This window comes from Vibrio sp. A2-1 (assembly GCF_021728355.1).
Taxonomy (GTDB): Bacteria; Pseudomonadota; Gammaproteobacteria; order Enterobacterales; family Vibrionaceae; genus Vibrio; species Vibrio splendidus_K.
Window position 1 is genome coordinate 1,513,312 of sequence record NZ_JAKKCO010000001.1, and the last position, 14,165, is coordinate 1,527,476.

General features: G+C 44.4%; 14 protein-coding genes. 9 read left to right on the forward strand and 5 right to left on the reverse strand.

Annotated elements, in window-relative coordinates; genetic code table 11:
- Nucleotides 1-2: 2 nt before the first annotated feature.
- The 4 genes from secF to dcm all read left to right on the forward strand — a co-directional run bounded on the left by secF (nt 3) and on the right by dcm (nt 5,687).
- Nucleotides 3-941 (forward strand): protein translocase subunit SecF, encoded by a 939-nt coding sequence (secF, locus tag L3V33_RS06335; protein ID WP_237290001.1) that lies wholly within the window; start codon nt 3-5, stop codon nt 939-941.
- A 237-nt stretch (nt 942-1,178) separates the two neighbouring features.
- On the forward strand, nt 1,179-2,045 hold the full coding sequence (gene rlmJ, locus L3V33_RS06340; protein ID WP_237290002.1) for a 23S rRNA (adenine(2030)-N(6))-methyltransferase RlmJ: 867 nt from the start codon (nt 1,179-1,181) through the stop codon (nt 2,043-2,045).
- Nucleotides 2,046-2,511: 466 nt separating this feature from the next.
- A complete protein-coding gene (locus L3V33_RS06345; RefSeq protein WP_237290003.1) occupies nt 2,512-3,957 on the forward strand; it encodes an MvaI/BcnI family restriction endonuclease in 1,446 nt (481 codons plus the stop codon).
- A 59-nt stretch (nt 3,958-4,016) separates the two neighbouring features.
- Nucleotides 4,017-5,687: a DNA (cytosine-5-)-methyltransferase gene (gene dcm, locus L3V33_RS06350; RefSeq protein WP_237290004.1), complete on the forward strand. Its 1,671-nt coding sequence runs from the start codon at nt 4,017-4,019 to the stop codon at nt 5,685-5,687.
- A 39-nt stretch (nt 5,688-5,726) separates the two neighbouring features.
- Here dcm and L3V33_RS06355 read toward each other — a convergent pair whose 3' ends face one another.
- From L3V33_RS06355 to L3V33_RS06365, 3 genes are all read right to left on the reverse strand, one after another.
- Nucleotides 5,727-6,815, reverse strand: a complete 1,089-nt coding sequence (locus tag L3V33_RS06355; protein ID WP_237290005.1) for an alkene reductase — start codon at nt 6,813-6,815, stop codon at nt 5,727-5,729.
- A gap of 84 nt (nt 6,816-6,899) precedes the next feature.
- Complete coding sequence (locus tag L3V33_RS06360) at nt 6,900-8,108, reverse strand: MFS transporter (protein ID WP_237290006.1); 1,209 nt, start codon at nt 8,106-8,108, stop codon at nt 6,900-6,902.
- A 106-nt stretch (nt 8,109-8,214) separates the two neighbouring features.
- Nucleotides 8,215-8,898, reverse strand: coding sequence for an SDR family oxidoreductase (locus L3V33_RS06365; protein ID WP_237290007.1), 684 nt, complete (start codon nt 8,896-8,898; stop codon nt 8,215-8,217).
- A gap of 159 nt (nt 8,899-9,057) precedes the next feature.
- Here L3V33_RS06365 and L3V33_RS06370 point away from each other — a divergent pair, with 159 nt between their 5' ends.
- The 5 genes from L3V33_RS06370 (at nt 9,058) to L3V33_RS06390 (ending at nt 12,905) form a co-directional block, all read left to right on the forward strand.
- Entirely contained in the window at nt 9,058-9,987 is a 930-nt protein-coding gene (locus tag L3V33_RS06370) for a LysR family transcriptional regulator (RefSeq protein WP_237290008.1), read from the forward strand.
- 154 nt (nt 9,988-10,141) lie between these two features.
- Entirely contained in the window at nt 10,142-10,534 is a 393-nt protein-coding gene (locus L3V33_RS06375) for a GFA family protein (protein WP_017070209.1), read from the forward strand.
- Nucleotides 10,535-10,562: 28 nt separating this feature from the next.
- Nucleotides 10,563-11,030 carry an OsmC family protein gene (locus tag L3V33_RS06380; RefSeq protein WP_237290009.1) on the forward strand — a complete coding sequence of 156 codons (468 nt, stop codon included), beginning with the start codon at nt 10,563-10,565 and terminating at the stop codon, nt 11,028-11,030.
- A gap of 122 nt (nt 11,031-11,152) precedes the next feature.
- Complete coding sequence (locus tag L3V33_RS06385) at nt 11,153-12,385, forward strand: PatB family C-S lyase (protein WP_237290010.1); 1,233 nt, start codon at nt 11,153-11,155, stop codon at nt 12,383-12,385.
- 175 nt (nt 12,386-12,560) lie between these two features.
- A complete protein-coding gene (locus L3V33_RS06390; RefSeq protein WP_065206483.1) occupies nt 12,561-12,905 on the forward strand; it encodes a ribosome recycling factor family protein in 345 nt (114 codons plus the stop codon).
- Nucleotides 12,906-13,078: 173 nt separating this feature from the next.
- On the opposite strand, the gene L3V33_RS06395 is transcribed toward L3V33_RS06390, so the two are convergent.
- Together L3V33_RS06395 and L3V33_RS06400 are read right to left on the reverse strand one after the other, a co-directional pair.
- A complete protein-coding gene (locus L3V33_RS06395) occupies nt 13,079-13,318 on the reverse strand; it encodes an RNA-binding protein (RefSeq protein WP_004732698.1) in 240 nt (79 codons plus the stop codon).
- A gap of 112 nt (nt 13,319-13,430) precedes the next feature.
- The gene (locus L3V33_RS06400; RefSeq protein ID WP_237290011.1) at nt 13,431-14,105 is read right to left on the reverse strand and encodes an SDR family NAD(P)-dependent oxidoreductase; all 675 of its coding nucleotides are present in this window, start codon (nt 14,103-14,105) and stop codon (nt 13,431-13,433) included.
- Nucleotides 14,106-14,165: the final 60 nt, after the last annotated feature.

Below are 14,165 nucleotides of genomic sequence, written 5' to 3' on the forward strand. Positions count from 1 at the left end.
GCATGAGTATTTCAAAAATGACTATTTCAGACCGCTATTTTTCAAACAGTAATATGACTCGCCTTCGTAAGGTGATGTCTATGATCTCTATTGTGCTGTTCATGAGCTCTGTGATGCTGGTGGCAGTGAAAGGTTTTAACTGGGGTTTGGACTTTACAGGCGGCGTAGTTGCCGAGGTGCAACTCTCTGAACAAGTGACTAAAGACGCCTTAAAAACAAAACTCGATACCGCTTTCCAACAAGATGTTCAAGTGGTTGGTATGGCAGAGCAAGATCGTTGGACGATTCGTTACAGCCAACTGACAGATACCCCACAGCCAAACTTAGTGGATGCTTTGACAACGGTTAGCGAGCAAGTGAAAGTACTCAACAGCAGCGTGGTTGGCCCTCAAGTAGGCCAAGACATGGTTGACCAAGGTGGCTTGGCGGTATTGGTGTGTTTCCTCATGATCATGCTGTACTTGAGTGTACGATTTGAGTGGCGTTTGGCACTTGGTGCGCTTGCCGCGATCATCTATGACGTGACGCTCATCTTGGGTCTGTTCGCTTTTACTCAGTTTGAGTTCAACCTGACGGTATTGGCGGCCGTGCTAGCGATTCTCGGTTACTCATTGAATGACTCGATCATCATCGCCGACCGTGTACGCGAAATGCTGCGCGGCAACCCAAGCGGTGATACTGATAACCTGCTTAACGAATCGGTTAAAGCGACCTTCTCACGCACCATGGTGACTTCAGGAACAACGCTAATTACCGTATCAGCGCTTTGGCTACTGGGTGGCGCTGCGCTGCAAGGTTTCGCTATTGCACTCGTTGTCGGCATTGTCAGCGGTACGTGGTCTTCAGTGTCTGTCGGCATCACACTGCCTAAGTTACTTGGCCTACAGCCTTGTCACTACCAAGTGAAAGCGCCAGTGGAAGTTGAGGGTGAGTACCCTTAGTCAAGCTAAGCTAGCTTATGCACGGTAGGCCGATTTACTTACGCTATTAACTGAACCCAATAATGAAAGCCCTTGAACTTACTTAGCCCCCTAAGTAAGTTCAGGGGCTTTATTTTTTATATAAGAGTCAACTGGTTAGAGAAAAGTGAGCCTATTTCAAAAAACGATGGATTGAGCAGGCAAGCCCTCATGATATGAAGTATGTTTAGATGACGTTAGTAGAAATGAGGCAAGGGAATGGAATATCGACATCAATGTCATGTAGGCGACCATGGTGATGCACTGAAGCATCCAGTATTGAGTGCACTTGTTCAGTCATTAATGCAGCAGCATTCACGCCTCAATGTTATCGACACGCACTCAGGTACAGGGTGTTATGACCTCACTACCGCACCAAGTAATCACGCCGGTGAGTTTGCTGAAGGGGTCGGGTACTTGTGGCGCAATAAGGCTTCTCTTCCTCCGGCATTCGCTTCTTTTATGTCGGTACTGGAGTACTATAATCCGAATCAACTTATCTCTTTGTATCCGGGTTCTGCCGCCATCACTTACCAACAAGGTCGCAGCCAAGATAGCTTCTATTTTTCAGACATTCAGCAAGATGAAGCTGATTTACTGCAAACCAATATTGAGAAGTTACAATGTAACCTGAATATTTCGAGCAAGCTTACGATTAGCGCAGGTGATGGGCTTAAAGCGTTACCTGATGACGTAGCTAAACATGACAACCACCATCTGATTGTTATCGATCCACCCTATGAAACCGATTCAGAATATCTCGCGGTGATTGATGCCTTAGTTAAGGCGTATCAACAATCTGAGAAGGTATCTGCACTAATTTGGTACCCGCTCTACACGGATGACAAGAGCTCACTGATTTTGAACCACTGTGTGACCGCAGTGAAAGATGGTTTGCTGCCAAGTCCGATTAAGTCGGAGCTTCGCCTTCGAGATCCTAAGGGTGATGATCGCCTGATCGGTAGTGGTTTACTGTTGTTCAATCCACCACAAGGCATTGCTGGAACGGTCGCGGATACGCTTGATTATTTACACAGCCAACTCGCGACTAATGGTGAAGGGTATTGGCAAATGAGAAGTCTATAAATCTGATTTCTATGGATTTTATGATGATTTTCTAGACGTCGTTCACTAAATCACTGTTATTTATGTGGTTTAAATTGACCAAACGCTAACTTTTATCGATTGATTAATTGCAGTGAATCATTTAAAAATAGAATATCAATGCGCACAAGTGCATAATGGCTCATAAGTTAAATAATTAATCTTAAGATTAAACTAGATTGTGGTTTACCCCCTAAACTGCATAAGGCTCGCACTAGTCATGCGAGCCTTTCTTTTGCCTGAAGGAAAGGCTTGTGCGTTTCATATCGATGTACCCAATTCTATTATCACCTAAACCAATAACCCGGAAGGAATGGGTACTGATCTAATGTCATATATTAATTTGATTAATTAAGTGTCTCATGGATGAAAAACTTGATGTAACTCGTTGATATCCTGGAATTTTAAGCATAGTGTCTAGTCTCATATCTGATACAAGGCTGAACCAATGTACGAATTCAACCATTTTGATCACTTCAACACCCCTAATTTGGCAGCTGCCAGTAAATTGTTGCAGGCGCATGGCTGTAATATTGCGTTGATTAAAGCATTACCTAAAAATGCTAATGATAAAAATCAGATATACATACACTCAGATGCGAGCTTACTTAACTCGATTTTCGCACTTAACTTTCGCGATAGAGAAGCTAGTACTAGCCAGACAAAAAAGACCTCAAATCCCGGAAGAATAATCCCAGAAGCGACATTTGAGCGTTTTTCATGGCTATCCACTGACGGAAAATTAGCCAAGACTAAAGCCTGTAAAGCCATCATTTATGCTCAATATCCTGAAGCTCGATTATCAGGGTTTGTAACCGATGATTTAGAGATGCCACGTTCTTTGTCGGTCGATTACACAAAAAGTGATGATTTGTTACCTCGCTATCTTATTATCGGGGCAACGAAGACTGGTGAGGCTGTCGCAATGATAGCCGTTAATCCGCCACAAGAGTTTGTCAAAGAGTTCAAAGCCCTCGAAAATTACTTTGGTTCTTCGGTGTGCAAGGCGATTGTCATTGAACAAGAAACCGGAACTCAAAAGCTCAAAGCGATACTTAGCGAAAATGTTGCATCACAAACTTTACTTGGTTGTCGGTTTGACAAAGAGGGTAATACCATCCCGTTCACAGGGACTCAGGTACATGGTTATACTTTAGAACATGCTTGTGGAATTAAGCCCAACGCAGATAAAAACGGCGATATTTTTGGTATAGAGCTCAAATGCTTTACACGGAAAAAATTAACGTTATTCACTCCGGAGCCTGATGGGGGCTTATATAAAGAAAACTTCAACGTATTCATGACAACTTATGGTTATGAAAAAGAAGGAGCATACCGTCTTACTGGCTTGCACCGTGCATATCAAGAGAACACCAAGAGCTTACTCACGCTTAAGATAACCTGTAAGCATGCAATCAAAGAAAAAGATGCAATAACTGGCAAGAAAATAATCCTGTATAAAGCTGGTTACTACGATCCTGAGATTCCAATAACAAAGCAAATGACTGATATGAAAGTTATTCTAGAAGATAGAAGTGGTGAAGTCGCGGCTAGTTGGTCATTGGAACGTTTACTGAATTGTTGGGGTGCTAAGCATAACGAAGTTGTTTATGTCCCTGCTCAAAAGCTAGTTAATGAAGAACAGAAGACACTAGACAAAGGGTACAAGTGGAAGATTGATTTCCCAGATCAAGTACTTTGGTGTAATAGAACAAATGCTGAAAAGTTATTCCAAGCTATTAATAATGGCACTGTCTATTTAGATCCTGCTCCTAAGTACTGTCCTGACAGTCCTAAAGACAACAAGCGTCGTTCTCAATGGCGCATTAATGATATTTATGAGGCTGCAGATAGTCTCTATGAAGAGACAAGACTTGTAAACTTGGTTAAATAGCTTCAAAAGGGAATTTTGTGTGATAGCATTACACACAAAATTCCCAAAGAACAAAAGCCATGCGATATCAAGAAATACTGAAAGGTGACATTGAAGATGAAAAGCGTATTGAGCGCAACTTACTTGCGACTAATAAGCTTTTGAAATTACTGGTGGAAATCTACGACCAGAAGAACTTGGCGATCAAACTTCAAGAGCTTGGCGGTAACTATTGCGATATCACTCGGGAGAAACTTAATAAGTGGAAAGCCAACCCAGAGGCTGGAACCATCGTCTTTCATGAAAAGGCGTTAGAAGACCTTCAAAATAAGCTTTTGCCTGTCAAACCTGCTCATTGGGATAAACCTGATTTCACTTTCATCGATCTTTTTGCGGGTATTGGTGGTTTACGTAAAGGTTTTGAAGACGTAGGCGGCAAATGCATTTTTACTAATGAATGGGACTCTGCCGCTCGACGCACATACCTTGCAAATCATTATGTAGATGAGCACGAGCTTCCATATTTTTTAGATAATGAGAAAGAGAATCTAGAAAAAAACACTTCTTACATGGATATTACTAAGATAACTCAAAGTGGTGATGGTGGTATCTCGGAAGAAGATAAGCAAGCGAATATATTAAAACATATCCCTCAACATGATTTATTGCTTGCTGGTTTTCCATGCCAGCCATTTTCGTTAGCAGGTGTATCTAAGAAAAATTCATTAGGCCGTGCCCATGGTTTTGAGTGCGATACTCAAGGAACGCTATTTTTTGATGTTGAGCAAATACTTATAACACGTCAGCCGAAGTACTTTGTTCTTGAGAATGTTAAGAACCTCAAAAGCCATGATAAAGGTAATACATTTGCGACGATCATTCGTTCGCTTGATCGAGCTGGGTATTGGATCGCTGATATTTCTGATGTAGATAGCGATATTGAGGAAGCGATACAAGAAGTTCGCAAACGCAAACCAGAACCTACTGTCATTGATGGTGCGCATTTTACACCACAGCATCGTGAACGTATTGTTTTAGTAGGGGTACGCAAAGATTTAGCAGAAGCTAACCCAAGCTTAAAACGATTATCACTTCGTAATATTGAAAGGCCAAAGAAGCGTTATACTTTTGCAGAAATTCTGTGTCCGCTAACTGATGCAGAAAAGAAAAAATATACGTTAACTCCTAATCTTTGGAACTACTTGTACCACTATGCACTGAAGCATCAAACCAAAGGTAATGGATTTGGATTTGGTTTAGTAGACCCTAGTAATCCTAACGCTGTATCAAGAACACTTTCCGCTCGTTACTATAAAGATGGTTCCGAGATCTTAATCAATCAAGATGCTTTGGAACCAGAATATCTAACAGATAACCGTGAACATGGTATTCGTAAGAACCTTGAACGTGATGAAGTTGCGAAATCTTTTGCAGATAGACTGAAATTGAATGACCCAGACGTCGGTGAGAAAGAGTACAAACTAGCAATCAAGGAAGGTGAAAAGAAATATGATGAGTTACATGGTCGATACGCACCTGAGTTTGACTCACTATATAAAACGCCCCGTCGCCTAACTCCTCGTGAATGCGCGAGACTTATGGGGTTTGAAAAGCCTGAGTTTGACCGCTACGATAGTGATACGGACTTTAGAATTGTTTGTGCTGATACGGCAGCTTATAAACAGTTCGGTAATTCAGTGGTAGTCCCGGTATTTCGAGCCGTAGCGAACCTACTGAAAAATAATATTTAAAGCAAAGGCCTACATTGATTATGTAGGCCTTTTTAGTAACTACAACGCTGGGTAATCGATATAGCCTTTTTCGTTGCCGCCAAACAGAGTCGCGCCGTCAAGATCGGATAGTTCGTTGCCGTTTTGTAGGCGTGAAACTAGATCTGGGTTAGCAACGAATGGGCGACCAAAAGCGACGAGATCGGCGTAGCCCTTACTCAATACTTCTTCGGCACGTTCTGGTGTGTAACTGCCAGCAACAATGATGGTGTTGGAGAACAATTCTCTTAGTTCTACGCGGAAGCTTTCAGGAATAACCGGCGCGTCATCCCAGTCGGCTTCTGATAGGTGCAGATAAGCGATATTACGAGCTTGCAGTTCCTTTGATGCCTCTAAAATCGTTGGCACGATGTCTGGGCAGTTCATGTCTTTGAAGGTGATGAATGGTGCCAAACGTACGCCCACTTTGTCAGCACCAATCGCTTCAATCACAGCATCGACCACTTCGATTAGGAAGCGAAGTCGGTTCTCGCGGCTGCCACCATAGTTGTCGGTGCGTTGGTTTGAATTGGTGCGTAGAAATTGATCGATGAGGTAGCCATTACCACCGTGGATCTCGACGCCGTTGAATCCAGCCTCGACTGCTTTTTTCGCTGAGTTAGCAAAATCTTGAACAACGCGATCGATGTCTACTTGCGTCATTTCTCTTGGTTGGATGCAATCGACCATATTGCCGTTACCATTCTCATCAGAAATCCAAACTTGAGTTTCGACTGGAGCAAGTGCAGAAGGGGCAATCGGCAGTTCACCTTTTTGAAAGGTAGGGTGAGACACGCGGCCTACATGCCATAGTTGGCAGAATATCGCTGCACCTTGCTCTTTTGCTGCTGTTGTTACTGATTTCCAACCTTCGATTTGCGCATCGGTATAGACGCCGGGTGTGAATGAGTAACCTTGGGAGTCATCTGAAATTTGTGTGGCTTCAGTGATGATGAGCCCTGCACTTGCTCGTTGTTGGTAATAAGTCGCCATCATGTCGTTTGGCACGTTTCCAGGCTGGCTAGTACGAGCGCGTGTCATGGGTGCCATAACCACACGGTTTTGCAGTTCTAGGCCTTTCAGTTCTGATGTTTCGAATAACTTGTTCATGATCTCTACCTTTATGAATTTTTAGTGCTGTGCCAATTCCAGTTTGATAATGAATTGGCACTTTGAAGTTACGGAGTTCTTAAATTATTTAGCTTCTGTTGGTGCAAATATTGAGTTGCTTTGTGGTTTCTCGTTTCGGTTAGCTTTAGCGATTAAGAACAAGCCGACGATAGGAACCACAACGGCTGCGAACGGGATCACTCCTGCGCCTAGTTGGCTATCGAGTACCATGCCGCCAAGGAAACCACCGAAGGCATTGGCCAAGTTAAACGCTGAAATGTTGGCTGTTGCTGCTAGCTCTTGCCCTTCGCCACCGTGGTTCATTACTCGAAGCTGCATGGCAGGGACGTTGGCAAATGAAGCGATACCAAAAATGAATGCGGCTGCAACGAATAGGATTTTGTTGTCTACCACAAGGCCAACCGCAACCAATGAAGCGATCATCGCGACAGCCCAAAACATTGAAGCTTTGCCTAGGTGTTTATCTGAAGAGCGTCCGCCCAAGGTGTTACCGATGATTAAGCCAACTCCAACAACCACTAAAATCCAAGTTACTGATTCTTGACTGTAGCCAGTGATGTGCATAGCGATTGGCGCAAGGTAGCCGTAAAGCGTCATGAAGCCAGACCAAGCAAAAGCGGTGATTGCTAAGCTGAGAATGAGCATTGGGTTTTTGAATGCCATGAGCTGAGTTTTGATGTCTTTCGCTTCACTGTGACCTGTGGATTTGATTGACGTTAGGATAGAGATCATTGCAACTGTGCCAAGTGCTGCCACGGTAAAGAAAGTGGTGTGCCAGCCGAATTGCAAGCTCACCCAAGTACCTGCGGGAACGCCAAGAACGTTAGCGAGCGTTAAGCCTGCGAACATTTGGCCAACGGCTCTACCTGCCATTTTCTCAGACACTAAATTGGTCGCGACAACTGCCCCTATGCCATAGAAAGGACCTTGCACTAAGCCTGCGATAACGCGGCTTGCAAGTAGAAGTGGATAGCTTGGCGCTAGAGCGGATAAGACATTACCAATAATGAACAGAGCCATTAAACCGATTAGCACTATCTTCTTATTAAAGCGTGCGAGGTAGATGGTTAAGATTGGCCCTCCGATAACGATAGCAAGCGCGTAAGCACTGATTAGGTAGCCTGCTTGGCCTTCCGTGATCGAAAGCGATGTAGCGATTTGTGGGAGAATACCTGCAATAACAAACTCAGCCGTACCTATGGCAAAAGCCGCGAGTGTAAGTATCCAAACCTGAAACGGCATCTTTTCTTGTTTCATGACTTGTTGTTTCATGTTGAGTGACCTGTGTTGATATGGTTGTTAAGGGCGCTTGAATTACGCGCCCTGCATTCAATTTTTCTGTGAGTTATACAGCCTGAAATTTTGAAAAAATCGGGAACTAGCCGAGCAGTGCACCACCATCAATGTCGATGATCGAGCCCGTAACGTAAGGGTTATTAATCGAGAACAAGTAACCCATAGCTATCTCTGAAGGTTCACCAACCTTGCCTGCGGGTAGGTTGTTTTTGGCGTTGTCATACATGCTTGAACGAGCTGAGTCGTCCATGTTTTTGTAGGCTTCCGTCATCGTAAGGCCGGGGCTGACGGCATTTACTCGAATCGGTGATAGTTCTTTCGCTAACACTTTAGTGACGCTTTCTAGCGCTGCATTTATCGCAGTTTTTACGTAAGTGCCAGCAACAACTTTGCGTGACAGCATGCCGGTCGTGAGTGTGATAGAGCCGTTTGATGTCATGTAACGTGCAGCATGCTTAGCAACGTTTAGGCTTCCCCAGAATTTTGTGTCAAAGGCTGTTTTCGCGTCTTCGATGGCAACGTCGGTGACTTTTCCGCCCGGAGCGTATGAGCCTGCCGTTACTACCAAATGATCAAAGGCACCAATTGATTCAAAGTAATCACAAATCGATTTTTCATTGCTGATATCAACGCCGGTGTGTCGGCTAGCAATGTGTACCGTGTGCTCTTCATCCCTCAATTGCATAGCCAAAGCTTTGCCGATACCTGATGTGCCACCAATGATGACGAATGTGTGTTTTTCTTGGTTTTTAAGTTCGTTGTTCATGTTCTGAATTCCTGCGTTGTTCTGCTGATGGTTGTTATTATATTTATTCGATTAATTTTGATAATTGACTAAAATATAAAATCATTATTCGGTTAGGCTGAATAATGAGATTGAGTAACGGGAAATAAGCGAATAAGTGAATAAGCGAAAGGGCGAGAAATGGACAAATTTTCAGATATGGCAATGTTTGTGGGTATCGTGAAGCATCATGGGCTAGCAGCGGCAGGGCGTGAATTGGGCTTGTCTCCTGCGACAATGACAGCAAGGCTGCAGGCGCTTGAAGAGCGATATGGTGTGAAGCTATTGAACCGCAGCACTCGCCATGTGTCGTTGACTGATTCAGGGGAGCTATATTACAAGGCGTGTCTTGAGATATTAGATAACGTTAGCGAAGCTGAGAACCTGATTCAAAATGGCGTAAAAGAAGTCAAAGGTTCACTAAAAATCGCTGCGCCAAAAGACATCGGTAAGCAGTATATATTGCCTATTTTGTCGGAGTTTTGTCAGCAATACCCCGACGTGATTCCCTACCTTTATTTGAACGACAATCTGTCGAATATCGCTGAGTCGGGAATGGATATCGTGGTCCGTTATGGTGAGTTGGTCGACAGCAGTTTGATATCCAGACGCTTATCACCGAGCCGACGTGTGCTGTGCGCTTCCCCAGAATACCTCGCCAAATACGGGACGCCGATCAAGCCTCAAGATTTGGTTGATCATGCGTGTCTGGCGATGCTTCGTAGCAACGAAGAACTCAAAACTTGGCACTTCCAAGATCATGACATGAAGAAGGCTGTGACGGTGGTTCCTAAGCGATTTTCGGATGATGGCGAAGTGATCCGTTATTGGGCGCTACAAGGAGAGGGGATTGCACTGAAATCCATTCTGGATGTGCAAGATGACATCAATAATCAGCGCCTTGTGACGTTACTCAACGGCTACATGAAGAACTTCAATACCGCGATGTCTGTGTCCAGTGCTGACTTGAATGTGGTGTACATCAGCAAGAAATATCAGCCCAAGCGTATTCGACTGTTTTTGGATTTTCTATTTGAAAATTTTGGCGGTTTGGTTGAGAAATCAGATTAGTCAGATAAAGAAAATACAGAAGATGAACCAGATAAAGAAGAATCGCTCACTCGCTAGCTTATGACGGATCTCTCGAACTCAATGCCAGGTTGCGGACAAGGTAAATGGTTCTCGTTAAGATAGTTCGATTACAAGGACGTGATTGGAGATAAAAATGAAAGTAGTCGGCAACACGGTTATCCAACCTTTTCACAAAGCCACCTGCCACTGTGGTGCAGTCGAACTAGAACTCAGCCTACCTAACGGAATAGAGAAGCCACGTCGTTGTGATTGCTCTATCTGTCGTCGCAGGGGAGCGATTGTGGGCTCTGTTGCGCTAGATGGCATCAAGATCCTCAAAGGTGCGGAGCATCTTAAGCTTTATCAATTCAATACCAACACCGCGAAGCATTACTTCTGCTCAAACTGCGGTATCTATACCCATCACCAACGCCGCTCAAGCCCAAATGAATACGGTTTTAACATCGGTTGTTTGGAAGGAGTGAACCCTTTTGATATTGGTGATGTGGTGACCAACGATGGTGTGAATCATCCTGCTGATCGTTAAGTAATGAACATTAAAAAGGAATGGTTCTATGTCTGAATATGGTGCGCTCATTCGTTGGCAAAAAGCGGCAGATGAAGCCTTTAGCGACAATCAATACAGCCGCGGTCATACGTGGGAATTTGATGGTGGAGTTACTGTGCCGGCTTCATCTTCTCCTCATGTTGTGCCGCTCCCATTCTCGGTGGAAGCGAATGTTGACCCAGAAGAAGCCTTTATTGCGGCACTCTCTAGCTGTCATATGCTGACTTTTCTGGGAATCGCCGCGAAGCAGAAGTACGTGATCGACTCTTATGTGGATGATGCGATTGGTGTGCTTGAGGAAGATGAATCAGGCCGCTCATCGGTCACGAAGGTGACTCTGCGACCTGACATTGTGTTTCTAGGCACCAACCAACCAACCGCCAAACAACTCGAAAAACTGCATCACTTGGCGCACAAAAACTGCTTTATCGCGAACTCGGTAAAAACAGAGATAAAGGTCGAGATGCGAGATTGATTTGAATTAATCGCAAGATTTCTTTAAAAGCTTCGTCTTTTTGATTTTGCCGTCGTCTTAAGGGTATTCATGCAATTCAGTTGATTGCAAAAAGACCGAACACACTATTTGAGGACACCTCCATGACAGCGTTTAACAGTACATCGAACTATGGTGAAAATGCGTTTATCAAAAGTAAACCGCAGATGCTACAGAACATTTATAACACCACAGATGTATTCCCTTATTGGGTTGCCGATATGGATTTTCAGGTGGCGGAACCCATAACTCAAGAGTTGAACCGTTTGGTTGAGCGCGGTGTGTACTCTTATGAATTTCATGAGCAGGCTGTATTTGAAGCGCTTTCTCAATGGTATTCAAAGCGTCATGGTTTAAACCTTTCTACAGACAAGTTTGTTCAGGTACCGGGTGTGCTTTCTGGTATCGCGCTGTTACTGCGCCAATTCACCAACGAAGGCGATGGCGTGCTTATCCATACGCCGGCGTATCACCAGTTTGCTAACTTGGTGAATAAAGCAGGACGTCAGGTAGTGAGAAGCCCATTGCTCAATGATGAACAGGGTTACCAGATTGATTTCGATGGTATGGAGCAACAGATCATCGAGCAAAAAGTGAAGACGATGATTTTCTGTAATCCACACAATCCAACAGGCCGAGTGTGGACACCGCAAGAAATCGAACAGGTTATCGAAATTGCTAAGCGTCATGATGTATTGATCATCAGTGATGAGGTCCATTCAGACATTATCTTTGAAGGTCACTCTTTTACGAGCTTGACCAGCTTTGATTACGACAAGGTCATTGCCTTGATTGGCTCTCCGGCGAAAACCTTCGGCATGCACAGCATCTCAAACGGCTATGTGTACACCAACAATGATGAGCTATTTGAAGCGTTCAAAACCAATGTGGTCGCAATGTATCTTGATCACGGGAATGCATTCAGCACGTTCGCAACCGTGGCGGCCTTTGAAAAGGGTGAAGAGTGGTTAGATGGCATGTTGGTGTACCTGCAAGACACGGTTAAGTGGATTACCGAGTTTGCAGAGCAGCGAATTCCTCAGTTAAAAGTCTTCCAACCGCAAGGGACTTACCAAGTGTGGTTTGATTTCTCAGGCTTAGGCTTTTCGGAAGAAGAGTTAAAAAATGTGGTGTTTGAACAGGCGAAGATGGGGTTAACACCGGGTGGGTGGTTTGGCGCTGAGAACCCTAATTTTATGCGAATGAATATTGCCACTTCGCGCGATAATATTGAGAAGTCGTTTACGGCTTTAGACGATGCGATTGATGGCTTTGAGCGAGGAAGCCAGGAGAGTTCAAACTGCTGTGATAGCGGCGCTTCAAAAAGCTGCTGCTGATATCGAGCGTTAGGCTCTAAAGAACAAAAAACCGCGAGGCTGCTTAGTGCATCACTGGCGGTTTTTTTATGTCTGTGTAATCCTACGTACGGTTTTATTGAGTGACAGTTAGAAAGTACTGAGAGATAGGTAGCGATCTCTTGAATGGTAGGAATAGATTGGTTAGCAGAGAGTTATGTTTAGCGTCCCACTGAATAGTTTTGTACATCGTGTGAGTGATAAAAGCCAAGTGATGGCGCATGCTGCAGAATGTGGATGCCAGTTGAAGAGAGTTCGTCGTTCACGCAATTGGCTGTTGGTCGCTCAAGAGCATCAACTCGTTGAATTCAAAACCATGTTAACTCATGAGAAAGACGGTTGGATAGCAACAGCAATAGACAAAGTGCTGCCTAAACCAGTGGTGTGTTTGGCATCTCTGTTGGCCGCGATACCTTCAATGACCGTCGCTCAACTGGTGATGGAATCTGGATGTTCAATGGCAGAAGCAAGGCGTGCCATTGATGAACATGAAGGGCTGTAGGCGCAAACTATAAGTGAATAGGTTGTGTTGTGAAATGTTGTAAAAAAGAATTGCGAGCAGCAAAAAGCCCGTAACGATATTGCGTTTTTCAGCGGAATATCGTTACGGGCTTTATCATCTGTGCTTGTGCTGCTGTTAAGCTAAGCCATGTGGCTTATAAAGCGTTTACTCGATTAAGAGTTAGCCACTTTTACACGAATCGTGTTTTTGCCAAGCTTTGACAAGTTCAGCTTGTTTAGTGCCGCTTTAGCTTCTTCGTGCTCTGGCATTTCAACAAAAGCAAAGCCTTTAGATTCGCCAGTTTCTTGGTCTAAAACTAGGCTGCACTCTTTTACTGAGCCGAACTCAGAAAATAGAACACGGATGTCTTGCTCTGCAGTAGAGCGCGATAGGTTACGAACTAGAAGTTTCATAATAAACCTTGAATATGAATTTACGCCGAGCATTGTCGCACACTTTCGTGCTCACCCTCACAAATAATTAGCGGAATAGCTCGGTTTACCTGTTCGCTGCTCTCATTAGCCGTTAACCGCGGTTTATCGTGATATCTGACACATATCCATGCTCGGTGCTGGTTAACGCCTGCTGCAGCATTTGAGCGGCTTCTTGAGCGCTCATAAAGCTTGAGGTATCCATTGCTTTGCCGCTGGTTCCCCAAAACTCGGTTGCCATACCTCCGGGATAAACCGCCACGATTTTCATCGGGTGACCTTTGAGCTCCAACCTTACCGATTCGATAAAGCCTTTAACTGCCCATTTGGCTGCGCAGTAAGTAGACTCTTCTGCTTTAGCGCCTTGAGCCGCGGTCGACATTACGACAGCAATGGTGACAGATTGATCCTTGTAACGCTGAACAAGCTCGCGAATCAGAAATATCGAGGACTCGATGTTGTTTTTCAGCATGTCGCTAATAGCTGTGGGATCTTGTTGTTCAATTTTACCGAAGTACCCACTGCCTGCGCTATGAATCACCAGCTTTGGTGTTTCTGGTAAGGCATCAAGCAGTTCGCTCACGGAGCGCGGGTCACACAAGTCACAGGCTTGGCTAACGGTATCTGCTGGTAGGTTTTTCGCTAATTCAGCTAAACGTTGGGAGCTGCGGCCAGTGATCATTAAGCGCTGACGGCTGTTTGATGTGTTCGCATATTGCTTGGCTAAAGCTGCGCCTAAACCGCTGCTTGATCCGGTGATTAAAATCATGGTGACTCGGAATTGTTGAATTGAATCGAGATAGTAAGGCTTTGAATACCTGTTTGCTGA

Excerpts from the sequence above, each read along its gene's own strand:
- secF (WP_237290001.1), top strand. The coding sequence starts at position 3 with ATGAGTATTTCAAAAATGACTATTTCAGACCGCTATTTTTCAAACAGT.
- rlmJ (WP_237290002.1), top strand. The coding sequence starts at position 1,179 with ATGGAATATCGACATCAATGTCATGTAGGCGACCATGGTGATGCACTG.
- L3V33_RS06345 (WP_237290003.1), top strand. The coding sequence starts at position 2,512 with ATGTACGAATTCAACCATTTTGATCACTTCAACACCCCTAATTTGGCA.
- dcm (WP_237290004.1), top strand. The coding sequence starts at position 4,017 with ATGCGATATCAAGAAATACTGAAAGGTGACATTGAAGATGAAAAGCGT.
- L3V33_RS06355 (WP_237290005.1), bottom strand. The coding sequence starts at position 6,815 with ATGAACAAGTTATTCGAAACATCAGAACTGAAAGGCCTAGAACTGCAA.
- L3V33_RS06360 (WP_237290006.1), bottom strand. The coding sequence starts at position 8,108 with ATGAAACAACAAGTCATGAAACAAGAAAAGATGCCGTTTCAGGTTTGG.
- L3V33_RS06365 (WP_237290007.1), bottom strand. The coding sequence starts at position 8,898 with ATGAACAACGAACTTAAAAACCAAGAAAAACACACATTCGTCATCATT.
- L3V33_RS06370 (WP_237290008.1), top strand. The coding sequence starts at position 9,058 with ATGGACAAATTTTCAGATATGGCAATGTTTGTGGGTATCGTGAAGCAT.
- L3V33_RS06375 (WP_017070209.1), top strand. The coding sequence starts at position 10,142 with ATGAAAGTAGTCGGCAACACGGTTATCCAACCTTTTCACAAAGCCACC.
- L3V33_RS06380 (WP_237290009.1), top strand. The coding sequence starts at position 10,563 with ATGTCTGAATATGGTGCGCTCATTCGTTGGCAAAAAGCGGCAGATGAA.
- L3V33_RS06385 (WP_237290010.1), top strand. The coding sequence starts at position 11,153 with ATGACAGCGTTTAACAGTACATCGAACTATGGTGAAAATGCGTTTATC.
- L3V33_RS06390 (WP_065206483.1), top strand. The coding sequence starts at position 12,561 with ATGTTTAGCGTCCCACTGAATAGTTTTGTACATCGTGTGAGTGATAAA.
- L3V33_RS06395 (WP_004732698.1), bottom strand. The coding sequence starts at position 13,318 with ATGAAACTTCTAGTTCGTAACCTATCGCGCTCTACTGCAGAGCAAGAC.
- L3V33_RS06400 (WP_237290011.1), bottom strand. The coding sequence starts at position 14,105 with ATGATTTTAATCACCGGATCAAGCAGCGGTTTAGGCGCAGCTTTAGCC.